Raw genomic sequence first — 13,206 nt, forward strand, 5'->3', positions numbered from 1 at the left:
CTTTATCTTACAAGAGGCCGCAATCTATTTTAATGGCATGCCGCACTGACATTAATCACGCTGGAATTTGTATTATTTTCTGGCAGTGCAAATTTCGCCGTACATTGAGTATTGACGCCTTTGCCCCACTGCACATGTAAATCGCCCTCCATTGGGACACCAGCCAAATAGACATCACCATTATCACCAACAATACCGGCAACACTCTCATCCTGTATCAGGCTCACCGTTGCGCCAAAAGGAATTGCGGAGCCAGCATGCTGCAAACGAATTAATGCGTGGGCACCAATATGGGTTTTAAATTGCGCCATAACAACCGCCCCTTCAGTCGGGATGACGTTGACAGAGGAATTATCTATATCGGCATCGTCTGCTAGGGTGCTCGTATCCAGACTGACCATGGTTCTTCTATACGGAGTCAAATACGGGACAACCGCGTAACCACGCCAGTCGGTCTTAACACCGGTACCATTAAGGACTTTCGTATCACGACTTCCCCTGGCGCTGACTAAGGCAATAGACTGGATGTCCTGGCTAAGCGCCTGTGAGAATGTTACGCCATGCTGGTGTACAACGACCCCACCCTGCAGGCCATAGTTCACCTGATGGCTATCCGGGTCATAGTTATAACCCACGTTAGCTTCACCCACACTGCCGGTATAATCTACATTAACAGACCCGTTCGACCCTGACTCTGCATGATTCCGGTAGCCTTCCATCACGGTATAGTTAAGATTTCCATCTTCAAGCGCGGAACCATACAGGCTGACCTGCTGCGTGGAATCACCATGTCGATTCGTGTTCGCGCTATATCCGGCATAAGCGCCATGTAGCCACTTATCCAGTGGAACGCTGATATTCATTGCCAGTTGATGATCGTTTTCTGTACCTGGCATACTGGTAAAGTTGTAGGTTACCCCATAGCTTATTCCCGACCAGCTATTGTTATAGCCAACGGTCAGGTTTCTTTCATAGCCCTCATCGCTCCAGTAATCCTGCTGGTAGCCATTCAGATATATTTGTCCCCATCCATCGGGGAGATCCTGACTTAAAGACGCCTGCCAGCGTGACCGCTTATTGTTAGTAAGATTAAAGTCATTATTATCGTTTTCATCATCGGTATAATAATCGTTGACTTGCAGATCGACAGCATCCTGAAAACTATAATATCCTTTTGTTGAATAACGATAGGCCGCTAACGTAACGGTTGAACCGGTGCTAAGAACACTCTTTGAATATTGAGCACGGTAAGATGCCCCGTTTTTATGTTCGCCTGTACTTAAATCAGCAGAGGAATAGGCCGTATCAACGGAAAGAGAACCGATATCCCCTAGCGTAAACCCTAAACCAGCCAATCCATTCTGATAATCATCAGACAACTGAGCCCCGCCGTACACCGTCATTTCGTGCGGCAGACCATAGATCGCAGTTAACTGGGTAAACTTGGGTTCACCCCCGTCCGCATAGCTTCGGTATTCACCACCAGTAAAAGCATATTTCAGATGGCCTTCACGCTGCATAATCGCCACGCTGGAGAAGGGCTGAACGAACGTATGTTCATGACCGTCCGATTCTTTAACCGTCACCACCAAGTCGCCGTTTGTTGAGTTAGGATACAGATCCTTAATTTCAAATGCCCCTGGTGTAACCTGTTTCTGATAAATAATTGTACTATTTTGGCGGATCGTTACGGTAGCATTGCTGGCCGCAATGCCATGTACCGTTGGTGCAAAACTACGAAGGCTGTCCGGCAGCATATTATCATCGGACGTTATCTGTGCTCCTCGAAACGAGAAGCCATCATAGACATCCGAGGGGGTCGTTGCATCCCCCATTGTTAGCATCCCACTTACCTGAGGAATATCACGCTGCAAAAATGTATTGATAGAATTCCAATGGTTTTGACTGCTCCCATTGTCAGTGAACCCGTTGCCCGTACTTTCCGGCGTTTTCGTGTACGTCCAGGTACTGTAATTACGCAGTCGCCAGGCCCCCAGGTTCAGCCCACCATGTAAACTTAAGAAATAGTTATCTTCTGTTCCTGGAGCATTGTCATTATTACGCCATGTATTTGAACCATTAAAGTCATACCCAAGCAACAGAGCAGGGATACCCTCGTCCCATAACGATGGGTTGACGTAACCTTGTGCATTGCTATTTACATCGGCCTGAGGAACGGTTAAATCAAGACGCATCTGGTTATAATCAAATTTCACACTGCTTTGAGGGATGAATTTTGTTAAGTCATCTATTTTCTCAGCCTCGATAAGGCCTTCAATTTCATCCACCTTGATCCCCCATACCTTCAGTAAATCAGGCGCCACTTCAGGAATTAAAAGACCCTCTTTGTTCTGCACAAAATGCAGGTCTCGGGTATCGACCTGCACATGGTTGATAAAGACGTCAACGCGGTAATTACCCGGCAGCTGTGATCCAGTATTGGAGAATTGGCTAAGGTCGACGTTGAGTTTAGGTCCACTCGTCTCCAAAGCAGCCATATCAAATTCATCCCGCGCGAATGCATAATGGACACTTTGTAAGGCCAGCAATATCAGGCAGGTTAGCCGCCTGAACCAGAAAAGCGTTTTTTTATGTCCCCTATTTCGCCTTGCAGTATCCAAACTCATTGCGGCATCTCTCCTATGACTGGAGAAGCGGCTCCATAGTCGTTAATATAGGACCAGGTAACTTTACCTGACGCACCTGCTGGAATTTTATATGTATGGGTAGCGCGTGGTGCCACCATCGTAAACTTTGTATCGACCAGACTTGAACCTACGTTTAACTTGTAAAATGTTAAAAACCATGGTGTCGGGTTAGTAACCACTAAATCCTTACCAGACATCTTGAATGATATAGCTTTATAAGCCTCCAGTGTCGGACTCTCAAGACCGGCAGGACGATAATATATTTTGATACGGTTTTTAAGGGAGAAACGCAGGACGTTTTTACCGTCTTCTTTAGGATCGTTTGCAGGAATGGCTTTAATATCTAACCAATAAACGGATTCCCGGTCGGAAGGGAAATCATTCCCGGTACGAATGACGCGCACTGCGTTCACCTTGCCTGGCTCCAGGCGGAACAAGGGTGGTATGACGGTAAATGGTAGTTTGCCTTCACCTTCAGGTTGATCGCCTTTTGGCCCTTTATTATCCACAAAGCTTTGGATGAGGTAGGGATATTTATCATCTGCTCCACTCCTCACATTAATTGACGCCTCTTTTTTATCTCCATGATAAATCAAACGGGTGCCATTAATATTAACGCCAGCGTTAGCAGATACAGCGAACGACATACATGCCGCCAGCAAGCAATATTTTACTGACATTTTCATGTGTAAATTCTCTTAACATTAGAAATAGAAAAATCAGGGTGTCCTTACCCTGTATTCATCCATGGGAAGGCGAGTTTATTACTGGTAGCTGATGGTGTAATCAGCGTGGGAAATCAGGGAACCCGCAGTAGCCGCATTAGCAACGGCAATCATACGTGCAGTGAAAGGAATGGCAGCTGATTTCATCGTCTTATCTGCGTTTTCTGTCAGGTAACTGCTAACGTCCAGAGCAGTTTCCGGTGTAACAGTTTTTAAAGATGCGTCATAAAGCTGAACGCCGACGTTTTTAGCTGCGTCGCTTGTACCTGCTTCGTTGCTGAAAGCAGTTTTCATTACACCGTTGGCGTTACCGCTAAACGTTACGCTTGCGCCAGTGACTGTCTCTGGGCAGCTGGTCAGGTTCAGAGTAAAGTTAGTCGCTGGACCCGTGTCGCCAGCGGCAATAAGATCGGCCGTGTTAACAGTACCCAGGTTTAGAGTTGGATTAGTCTGATCGTTTACTGCAACAGTACAGGTATCAGCAGTTACAGTACCCGTGAAGTTAAGAGTACCATCAGCGGCATGAGCCATGCCCATACCAGTAGTAAATAACATTGCTACAGCGACAGCCAGTTGCTTTTTCATGAAAACCTCAAATTAATATAAATTAAAAAATATTCCTGCCATTTTCATACCGAGTAGAAAGGCTCGGCATATCCCAAGTAGATATTACTAAGCCATCATGTTATTCATTTTGGCATAAACTTGGCGTGACCTTATTATCATTAATTCTATCGTGATGGCACAATAGCATTGCGGTGTCCTTTATTAGACACTGCAAATTCACATTAAAAATTTTTATTGATTAGATTTAAGTACTTGGAATCATCAATGTTACGACGTAGGGTCTAAAAATGCATGATATCCTAGTAAAATACGCAGTTATGGGATATTCTTAACGCAATATTATACTTTTTACCACACAGCATAGAGCACCACTTTTATGGTTATGACTTAGGAATTGGAAACTTTTGGGAAAAAATCTACAGAGATAACGCTTGAGCGAGTTTTAAATTATAGCGTTAAACTTATTATCTTATTAAGCACCTTGAATATTAATAAAATCCAGGTTACAAGTTTTGACAGTTTGCTGCCACCATTCTGCGCCTGAATTTTTTAAAGCGCTGAGGTTGCCACTTTGCCGTCAGGACTAACAAAAGCTAACAGCCAGGCCTTAACAAATATCAACGCGAGCACTTTATACTTTCGCTGCAGCAAGTAAACGTGCTCACAGTCACGTCTCGCAGCAAACATAACCTATTGATTGAATACCAGATTGAGAATAAGACGGGAAAACAGTAGGAAAAAACCAGTGGATAGAGCAGTGCGATAATTGCCAGCATTAACTGTAACGACTGCAACGCTGCTCATCCTGTCCAGATAGCGTTGCATTCGATGATAGCAATCTTGTTACCGGTATCACGGAAAGCACTTTACGTAACCCAGATGTTAAATCCCGCAATTGTTAACCCTCCCGCTTCAACCACACTATTGTTCCCGATTACAGAACCCGTACCTTAACGACACCTGGTGACATCAATGACAACTAAAGTTACCCGAAAAGAGAAGATCAGTTATGGCCTTGGGGATATGGCTAGCCATGTTGGTCTGGATAACGTGATTATTTTTCTCACGTTTTACTATACCGATGTGGTGGGGCTACCGGCCGCATTCGTCGGAACCATGTTTCTGCTTGCCCGCACCGCCGATGCCATTATCGACCCGGCAATGGGCTATATGGCCGACCGTACCCGCTCCCGCTGGGGAAAATTTCGCCCATGGATGCTGTGGCTGGCCCTACCCTTTGGCCTGAGCTGCCTGCTGACCTATGCCGTACCGCAATCGCTGGATATGACCGGTAAAATGATTTTCGCCAGCGTTAGCTACACCTTTATGATGCTGATGTATACCGCCATCAATATCCCCTACTGCTCGATGGGCGCGGTGATTACCCCTGATAACGACGAGCGCATCTCCCTACAGTCCTGGCGCTTCTTCCTTGCCACGCTTGGCGGCGCAATGTCGACATTTTTCATGATGCCGCTGGCAGAGTACCTGGGCGGCGCGGATAAGCTGGCAGGTTATCGCTGGGCGATGGCGATTATGGCCAGCGCGGCGGTGATCATGTTCTGGATCTGCTTTGCCAATACCCGCGAACGTATCAAGGCACCCGCCACTCACAACAATTATCTCGCCGAGCTACGGGATCTGCTGCGTAACGATCAATGGCGGGTCGTCGCAGTGCTCGTGATAACCAACATCGGCTTTGGCGTGATCCGCCTCGGGGCGATGATGTACTTCGTTACCTATTACCTCGGCAGCGCCAGCTATTTCATGTGGATGCTCGCCGCGCATATCCTTGGCAAAGCCGCCGGGAGCCTGCTGGCCAAGCGTCTGACCCGTAATTTCAATAAAGTTCAGATGTTCGGCTACTGTGCCGTGCTGGCAGGTGTGCTCAGCATCGCCCTGTTCTTTGCACCGAAATCCGTTTTCGTCCTGGTTCCGTTAACGTTTATTGTCTCGACGCTCTATCAGGCAACCACCACGCTGATGTGGGTGATGATGGCCGACGTCGCCGACTACGGCGAATGGCGTCAGGGCAAGCGTATGGATGGCATCATTTTCTCCACCTTCCTCGCCGTCCTCAAGCTGGGAATGGCGCTCAGCGGTGCCATTGTCGGCTGGACCCTGGCCTTCAGCGGCTACGTCGCCAACGCGCCGGAACAGACGTCGCTGGCCATGCACAGCATCGTCGCCCTCTTCACCATCGTCCCCGGACTGCTCTCTCTGGCGGCTTTCGCCACCCTGCGCTGGTACAAGCTTGATGACCAGACCATGCAGGAGATCAATTTGGCTAAAATGCAATCTATTGTGAAAGGATGACCTCTCCATGAGCGAATTAATTGAGCACGCTAACGCCATCGAATGGCGCTTCGAACGACAGATTTTACGTCTGGAGCCCTGGGGCAAGAATAGCCTGCGGGTACGCGCTACCTGCGCGCCGGAGTTTACTTCCGAGCTTCACGCTCTGCTGACGCCAGACTCATGCCAGGCCGACATTTTCCGGGATGCTGAAACCCTGACTCTGCGCAACGGCAACATCAGCGCGGTATTGAACCTTAAGGGCCAGCTGGCATTTTACAATCAGCACGGCGAGCTGCTGCTGGAAGAGATGTGGCGACAGCGTTCTACGGTTGGCATCGGCGCCAGCGAAAAAAGCCAGGACAAGTACGTCAGTGCCCTGAAGCTGGATGGACGAGAATTTAAACCGCTGCCCGGCGGTAAATATCAGCTGACGGTGCGTTTTGAAGCCCGCAACGGAGAAAGGTTGTATGGCATGGGGCAGTACCAGCAGCCCTGGCTGGATCTGAAAGGCTGCTCTCTGGAGCTGGCGCAGCGTAACTCGCAGGCCAGCGTGCCGTTTGTCCAGTCCAGCCTCGGCTATGGCCTGCTGTGGAATAACCCGGCAATTGGCGAGGCTAGCTTTGCGAAAAATCACAGCCAGTGGACCGCCCGCGTCACCCAGGAGATGGACTATTGGATAACCGCGGGTGATAACGTGATGGAGATGACCCGCCAGTATGCCAAAGCCACCGGTACGCCACCCGCCGCGCCGGAATTTATCAGCGGCCTGTGGCAGTGTAAATTGCGCTACCGCACCCAGCAGGAGGTGTTGGAGGTCGCTCGCGAATATCATCGCCGCAACCTGCCGCTGTCAGTGATGGTTATCGATTTCTTCCACTGGCCCAATCAGGGAACCTGGTGTTTCGATCCTACCGACTGGCCGGATCCGCGGGCGATGGTAGAAGAGCTGGAATCAATGGGCATCAGGCTAATGGTTTCGGTCTGGCCGACCGTGGAAGCACGTAGCCCGCTATTTCCGCAGATGAAAGCCAAAGGCTGGCTGGTGACCAGCGATCGCGGCGTGCAGATCAACCTGGATTTTATGGGCAATACCACTTTCTTTGACGCCACCCACCCGCAGGCGCGGCAGTTTGTCTGGGATACGGTGAAGAAAAACTATTTTGACTACGGGATCAAGCTGTTCTGGCTGGATGAGGCCGAGCCGGAGTATCGTGCCTATGACTTCGATAACTATCGCTACCATGCTGGGCCGGTACTGGAAGTGGGCAACCGCTATCCGCGCGATTTCGCTCAGGGCTTCTATGATGGTCTGCGTGCGGAGGGCGAAAAGGAGATCGTCAACCTGGTTCGCTGTAGCTGGGCAGGCAGCCAGCGCTACGGCGTACTCGCGTGGTCCGGGGACGTTCACTCCTCCTTCCATTCGTTCCGCAATCAGCTGGCTGCCGGGCTTAACATGGGACTGGCGGGCATTCCGTGGTGGACCACCGATATCGGCGGTTTCCAGGGCGGCAACATCCACGATCCCGAATTTCACGAACTGCTGATCCGCTGGTTCCAGTGGGCGGTGTTCTGTCCGGTCCTGCGTATGCACGGCTATCGCGAGCCGCGGATCCAGCCGCCGGAAAGCTATCGCCACGGTATTCCGCAATGCGATAGTGGTTCACCCAACGAGCTGTGGAGCTACGGTGAGGAGAACTTCGCCATTATGCAGCGCTGGCTGGGCGTCCGCGAAGCGCTACGCCCCTATATTGATGAACTTTACGCCAATGCGCATCAACACGGCGATCCGCTCATGCGTCCGCTCTTCTGGCACTATCCCGACGAGGCGCAAAGCTGGCAGGTGGAAGACCAATATCTGTTTGGCCGTGATTTACTGGTCGCTCCGGTTATGCACGCCGGGCAACGTCAGCGCGATGTCTGGCTACCGGGCGGCCACCAGTGGGTCAATTTACAGGGTGAATGCTATCAGGGCGGGCAGCGTATATCGGTTCCTGCCGAACTGGAGACGATTCCGCTGTTTATTCGGGAAGGCAGCCCGCTGATTTCGCTGCTGGTGAAGTAAATCAGGGTGGTGTTCGGCAGATTTAAAACTGGAGCGGGCGAAGGGAATCGCCCCTGCTCCAAAGATCTCGTAATCCCATAGATTCATTATCAAAAACTTGATGCATTGTAGGGGGGCTTTGTTGGAGGAACGACAACGTCTTACAAACTTTTTTACTCAAGAACGCTGATAAGTTTAAGCGCGTCACTTCTGACAGAATCTTGTATTCGCCCGGAGTCAGCGATCAACGTTAAAGCTTCAATACTTAAACCATCCCCGATCACTTTTCGCGCTTTACTGAGACGACTCCGGCAACTTTTCTCTGTATACCCCTCCCGTGAGTGCATTTTTTCAATGATATCAGCGCTTGATAAATTTGAATCGGCAAAATGATGGAAGTAGTTTACAAAACACTCCATCCCGATAGCCTTAAGGAGTCTGACCAGCGTAAGACTGCTCGTTATCTTCTCTGGTTGATTCAAAACCTCTTCCATAGTTTCGGGTGGAGGGGTTTGCTTAGGCACTTCATTGGCCGAAGCTGAACTCCTGACAATCAACTCTTCTTTGATGGAATTAACTCGGGGATCGGTAAGAATCGCGCCCTTGAGGTTAACAATATGTGCGTTAACGTGATCATTATGCCGAGCGTAATCTCGTATGACTTCATGTGGGATTTTGTAGGCATCAAGAACGTTGTAAGTTTCATCGAAAATAACGGCTATTAAATAATCAAAATCGGCTGCTTCATAGTTGCGCAATGCACTCAGTTGCCGGGAAGGACTATCCGGTGTGACTCTCCTCGCTTTGATCTGCACTTTCTTGCCATCAGTGTCGATGGCATCAGCACCAGCAGATGAATTGCTAAGAAGCGTCATACATAACGCCTTAGAAACCAGCCATTCAGCATAGTCACCTACAGGATTGTTCTTGGTGCGAATGACCCCTCTACAACGCAACTGGGTTAAAATTTCGGAATGAAGCGACAGTAACTCAAGATCACTTAGCGACGTTAAAAAACCATATGATATTAAATGATTATTTTCCAAAAGCACTCTCCATTGCTGAAGTAAAACGCCACTGTAACGCCTACGTAACGCACCTGGATTTTGATGTTTAGTCGACTCTTATAGAAGAGTAAGGCGGATTCAAAGGTGGCTCACCTTCTGCCAAAGAACACTGTTCATTAACACAGCATCCTGAATTGATAAACTTACACTTAGGTTACTTTCTCAGTTTGTCCCACCGCACTGCCGAAACAATGCCCCAGTTGCCACTAGAATTGGGCCTGCGCCATTTTGCCGTCTCCATGCTGCGAAGATACTCAAGTGCTTCGGAAAACGTGCTAAAGCGTTTCTGAGCCACTTTATCACCTACGCCAAACGAACCATCGCGACTGCTCGCCAGCCCAGGATGAAAGCATGAGCCATCGGCGGCGTATGGAACCAACAGTTCGGGGTCATTATCTTCAGATGAGTCAAACGCCAGCAACTGCCACGGCTCAACGCTCAGAGCATTAGCCAGCACCTCAATCGCATCAAGAGACGCATTAGAACCGCCGCGTTCAATGCGGCTCATATAGCTACGTGCGAACCCACACCGATCGGCAAACGCTTCCTGGCTTATTCCTGTGGCAATACGGAGTTCTTTAACCCGTTCGCCGAACAGTATTCTCAGAGACTTTTTCATGCCTTGAATGTGCATCCTTGACTACTGTAAGGCCACGCTCCACATGAGACATTTCGAATCTATCAGTGCGATTTGTGAGCACAGTCGCCCTGGCTAGCGCCCCGAAGTGCTAAAACCAAAGGATTCAATATGAACACTAAAGGTGACATTTAAAATCTAAGAGGTATGATGATGATCATCGGTTTAGCATTTCCAGCCTTCACTATTAGGCGTGATGAGTTTGAAAAAAGAGGAAACCATGGCGGGATCAAACTTTTTATTATCAATGGCAATCGGAGCTGTGCTTAGTTGCACCAGTTACAGCGTGGCCGCTTACCTCATATCAAAACGACACATTGGTATCCTGCGGGCAATTTCATGGGGAGGGCTGGGAACTCTCTTATTGATGCTGGGAGTAAGCGCATTTTCCGCTGTAGGCGCAGAGCACCCGCCAGCAAAGCAAGATGCTGCATGCTTAGGTAACAGTCCGGAGTGCTATGCGAAAGCACATCATAACCCCGTCAAAGAGTGCAAGCAGATGATGGACAAGAAAGCCACGTTTCGCCATACATGGCTGGAAAATGAAGTGCAACCGGTATTCGATTCTTATCTCTGGCACGACGAGAACATAAAGAGTGTTCAAGCATTTGGACATCAGGCTAACGTCATTAACAGTCTGGGGATGCTAACACCGCTTCAATATTTTTGTATTTTCAACGCTAACAACGGGGAAGTCATTGCGGCTTCTTTTGAATAAAATCGCATTCACGTAATGTCGCATTTAACTATGGATAAAGTAATGTCTTGCTACCTTGGGTGAGGTTTCTAACAATTAACCTCACCCAGCAATCAACTAGCTACTCCCCCTTAATGCTCGACCCACAATGCCGTTCAAGAGTCGCAGCTACAGTCGCTCTGGAAACGCCATATTCACGCGCTAACGCGCTGGTAGGGGCAGCACGAGCGCCATCACGCATGACTTAAAAAATAGTGGGGAATGAATACGTTAGGGGAATTCTGGAGCGGGCGAAGGGAATCGAACCCTCGTATAGAGCTTGGGAAGCTCTCGTTCTACCATTGAACTACGCCCGCTTTGAGGTGCGTAAGGCATTATAGACCTTACGCACCGTCTGGCAAGGCGGAAGCACGCTAACCGATGATTAATTAATCAGTTAGCACTTCGGCGGGGTGCCCTGCGGCGGCAGGTAGCGGATCGGATCGATGGCTGTAGCGCGGTAGCGCAGCTGGAAGTGTAGCTTCACCGAGTCGGTATCAGAGCTGCCCATCGTGGCGATCTTCTGCCCTATTTTTACGCTCTGGCCGTTGTTCACCAGCAGCGTGTCGTTGTGAGCGTAGGCGGTGATGTAGTCCTCATTATGCTTGATCATAATGAGGTTGCCGTAGCCGCGCAGCTGGTTGCCAACGTAGACCACCTTCCCTGCCCCGGCGGCGTAGATCGCCTGCCCACGTGAGCCCGCAATGTCGATACCCTTGTTACCGCCGTCGGCGGAGGAGTACGGCAGCACCACGGTGCCGCTCGTCGGCCAGCGCCAGCAGCGCTGTCCTACCGGAGGCCAGGAGGCTGGCGGCACGGTGACGACGCGTGAGGAAGAACCGCTGCTGCGCTTACCGGAGGACTTTTTGCCGGAACCATTGACACGCAGCCGCTGGCCGATCTCAATGGTATAGGGCGGAGAGATACCGTTAAGGCGCGCCAGATCCCTGACGCTGGTACCGGTCAGGCGCGAAATACGCGACAGCGTATCGCCACGTTTAACGACGTAGATATCTTCATCGGATAGCTTGTTCGACGAACAGGCGGCCAGCAGCATGCCCAGCATCAGGCAGATAATAAGGCGAAACGGTTTTCTCATCGGGCGTCCTGCGCTCAAAACGGATCCTCAGGTAATTGTTATGGGTTTTTTATGATAGCAGCCATACGCCGAAGGCTAAATGTCTTCACTGTGATTTACATTTCAGGGGAATGAATGCCCGGTGGCGCTACGCTTACCGGGCATACGGGCAGTGCGGTTTTGTAGGCCGGATAAGCGCAGCGCCATCCGGCTTTTTTGCAGGAACTACTTAACCGGACGCATCGCCGGGAACAGGATCACGTCGCGGATGGTGTGGCTGTTGGTGAACAGCATCACTATACGGTCGATACCAATGCCCAGACCTGCGGTCGGCGGCAGGCCGTGCTCCAGCGCGGTCACGTAGTCTTCATCGAAGAACATCGCCTCGTCGTCACCGGCGGCTTTCGCATCCACCTGGTCCTGGAAGCGCTGGGCCTGGTCTTCCGCGTCGTTCAGCTCGCTGAAGCCGTTGCCAATCTCACGTCCGCCGATAAAGAACTCAAAGCGGTCGGTGATCTCCGGGTTCTCGTCGTTACGACGCGCCAGCGGGGAGACTTCAGCCGGGTATTCAGTGATGAAGGTCGGCTGGATCAGATGCGCTTCAGCGGTCTCTTCGAAGATCTCGGTCACGATACGGCCCAGACCCCAGCTCTTCTCAACCTTAATACCCAGATCGGCGGCGATCGCTTTCGCCGCGTCGAAGTTATCCAGGTCGGCCATGTTGGTCTCCGGACGGTACTTCTTGATCGCCTCACGCATGGTCAGCTTCTCAAACGGCTTGCCGAAGTCGAAGGTCTCCTCGCCATACGGCACCTCGGTGGTGCCCAGAATGTCCTGCGCCAGGGTCCGGAACAGGGATTCGGTCAGTTCGATCAGATCTTTATAGTCCGCATAGGCCATATAGAGTTCCATCATGGTGAACTCTGGGTTATGACGAACGGAGATGCCTTCGTTACGGAAGTTACGGTTGATCTCGAACACGCGGTCAAAACCACCGACCACCAGACGCTTCAGGTACAGCTCCGGCGCGATACGCAGGTACATGTCCAGGTCCAGAGCGTTATGATGGGTGATGAACGGACGCGCAGATGCGCCGCCCGGGATCACCTGCATCATCGGGGTTTCCACTTCCATAAAGTCGCGGCCCACCATGAACTGGCGAATACCGGCCATGATCTGGGAACGAATTTTAAAGGTCTTGCGGGACTCATCGTTGGAGATGAGATCCAGGTAACGCTGGCGATAACGCGCTTCCTGATCCTGCAGGCCGTGGAACTTGTCCGGCAGCGGACGCAGGGCTTTGGTCAGCAGGCGCAGCTCGGTGCAGTGGATGGAGAGCTCGCCGGTTTTGGTCTTGAACAGCTTCCCTTTCGCGCCGAGGATATCGCCCAGATCCCACTTCTTGAACT

10 protein-coding genes and 1 tRNA gene are annotated in these 13,206 nt (G+C 50.5%); 3 read left to right on the forward strand and 8 right to left on the reverse strand.

The features are described 5' to 3' along the window. Window positions 1-29: 29 nt before the first annotated feature. The 3 genes from RTP97_RS10175 to RTP97_RS10185 form a co-directional block, all read right to left on the reverse strand. Window positions 30-2,627, reverse strand: coding sequence for a fimbria/pilus outer membrane usher protein (locus tag RTP97_RS10175; RefSeq protein WP_312413211.1), 2,598 nt, complete (start codon window positions 2,625-2,627; stop codon window positions 30-32). Continuing rightward, window positions 2,624-3,334 (reverse strand): molecular chaperone, encoded by a 711-nt coding sequence (locus tag RTP97_RS10180; protein WP_312413213.1) that lies wholly within the window; start codon window positions 3,332-3,334, stop codon window positions 2,624-2,626. Before RTP97_RS10180 ends, RTP97_RS10175 begins: the two co-directional genes overlap by 4 nt. A gap of 78 nt (window positions 3,335-3,412) precedes the next feature. Continuing rightward, complete coding sequence (locus RTP97_RS10185; protein WP_312413215.1) at window positions 3,413-3,958, reverse strand: fimbrial protein; 546 nt, start codon at window positions 3,956-3,958, stop codon at window positions 3,413-3,415. A gap of 954 nt (window positions 3,959-4,912) precedes the next feature. Here RTP97_RS10185 and RTP97_RS10190 point away from each other — a divergent pair. Together RTP97_RS10190 and RTP97_RS10195 are read left to right on the forward strand one after the other, a co-directional pair. Continuing rightward, window positions 4,913-6,256: a glycoside-pentoside-hexuronide (GPH):cation symporter gene (locus RTP97_RS10190; RefSeq protein ID WP_312413217.1), complete on the forward strand. Its 1,344-nt coding sequence runs from the start codon at window positions 4,913-4,915 to the stop codon at window positions 6,254-6,256. A gap of 7 nt (window positions 6,257-6,263) precedes the next feature. Beyond that, window positions 6,264-8,300, forward strand: coding sequence for a TIM-barrel domain-containing protein (locus RTP97_RS10195; RefSeq protein ID WP_312413219.1), 2,037 nt, complete (start codon window positions 6,264-6,266; stop codon window positions 8,298-8,300). A gap of 152 nt (window positions 8,301-8,452) precedes the next feature. Here the strand turns inward: RTP97_RS10195 and RTP97_RS10200 are convergent, their stop codons facing one another. Further along, the gene (locus tag RTP97_RS10200; RefSeq protein WP_312413221.1) at window positions 8,453-9,325 is read right to left on the reverse strand and encodes a DUF6998 domain-containing protein; all 873 of its coding nucleotides are present in this window, start codon (window positions 9,323-9,325) and stop codon (window positions 8,453-8,455) included. A gap of 175 nt (window positions 9,326-9,500) precedes the next feature. Beyond that, window positions 9,501-9,965, reverse strand: coding sequence for a helix-turn-helix transcriptional regulator (locus RTP97_RS10205; protein WP_312413224.1), 465 nt, complete (start codon window positions 9,963-9,965; stop codon window positions 9,501-9,503). A gap of 238 nt (window positions 9,966-10,203) precedes the next feature. Here RTP97_RS10205 and RTP97_RS10210 point away from each other — a divergent pair, with 238 nt between their 5' ends. Continuing rightward, a complete protein-coding gene (locus RTP97_RS10210) occupies window positions 10,204-10,701 on the forward strand; it encodes a hypothetical protein (protein WP_312413238.1) in 498 nt (165 codons plus the stop codon). A 261-nt stretch (window positions 10,702-10,962) separates the two neighbouring features. Here RTP97_RS10210 and RTP97_RS10215 read toward each other — a convergent pair. The 3 genes from RTP97_RS10215 to lysS all read right to left on the reverse strand — a co-directional run. Next, window positions 10,963-11,036, reverse strand: a tRNA-Gly gene (locus RTP97_RS10215). Between the two features lie 80 nt (window positions 11,037-11,116). Beyond that, on the reverse strand, window positions 11,117-11,818 hold the full coding sequence (actS, locus tag RTP97_RS10220) for an amidase activator ActS (protein WP_312413226.1): 702 nt from the start codon (window positions 11,816-11,818) through the stop codon (window positions 11,117-11,119). A gap of 204 nt (window positions 11,819-12,022) precedes the next feature. Next, on the reverse strand, window positions 12,023-13,206 hold a 1,184-nt coding region (lysS, locus tag RTP97_RS10225), incomplete at its 5' end, for a lysine--tRNA ligase (RefSeq protein WP_312413228.1).

The organism is Pseudescherichia sp. (genome assembly GCF_031998825.1).
Taxonomy (GTDB): domain Bacteria; phylum Pseudomonadota; class Gammaproteobacteria; order Enterobacterales; family Enterobacteriaceae; genus Pseudescherichia.